Source organism: Actinacidiphila sp. bgisy145 (assembly GCF_057708125.1).
The window spans coordinates 1-924 of record NZ_JBYIRL010000117.1 but is presented as its reverse complement, the minus strand read 5'-3'; the positions used below and the strand labels follow the sequence as shown (position 1 = coordinate 924).

Sequence of the window (924 nt, the reverse complement as noted above, 5' to 3'; positions counted from 1 at the left end):
GATCACCCAGTGACGGCGGTCGGGCCGGTGCCAAGGGCGGACCTCGACCCTGGCCCAGTCGAAGACACGCGGGCCGTGAGCGCCCGCGCCGCACGAGCGACGCTTCCACTTCTGCCGGGGCAGGCCGGGGAACAAGTCGTGGACGGGGTGGTCGACCGCGTGGCGGGTGACGACGGTGTCGTGCCGGGTGGTGGCCATGACATGGAAGACGTCCGCCTGCTCCAGTTCGAAGCGCCAGCCCTTGCTGTAGCCGTATCCGGCGTCCGCCGTCACCCAACGGAACGGGATCTTGTCGGCGATCGCGCGGCGGACCATCTCCTTGGCCATGGTGACCTTCGTGGCGAAGCCGACCTCATCGCCGACGCCGGCACGGCGGCATCGCTCGCGGTCGTCGGTCCATGACGTGGGCAGATACAGCCGCCGGTCGATCAGCGTCCGTCCGAGCGGGGCGGCGTAGGCGAGGAAGACACCGACCTGGCAGTTCTCGGTACGGCCCGCAGTGCCGGAGTACTGCCGCTGCACCCCTGCCGAAGCGGTGCCCTTCTTCAAGAACCCGGTGTCGTCCACGATCAGGACCGCACCAGGATCACCGAGGTACTCGACGACATAGTCACGCACATCGTCCAGTACCTCGTCGGCCTCCCACCCGATGCGATTCAGCAACCGGTGGATCCGGTCGGGCCCACCATGACCGGCCTCCTCGGCCAGCGTCCAGCCGTTCTTCCGCTCCAACGGCGCTATCAGCCCCCGCATATACGCAAGAGCCGACTCCCGCGGCTCCGACCGGTTGAACCGGTGCACGAAACGCCCGTGCAGCGCACCCAACTCATCCGCCCACGACCTGACCTCAACAAGATCCCCACCCACAACAACACCAACGACCGGCCTGGCCACCCGTCACGACAAGCACCGTTGCAGTACTAG

1 protein-coding gene is annotated in these 924 nt (G+C 67.5%); it reads right to left on the bottom strand.

Going from position 1 to position 924, the window contains the following annotated elements:
- The coding region (locus AC3ERT_RS36540; protein WP_435179491.1) for an IS701 family transposase at positions 1 to 867 on the bottom strand (867 nt) is incomplete at its 3' end.
- Positions 868 to 924 lie beyond the last annotated feature (57 nt).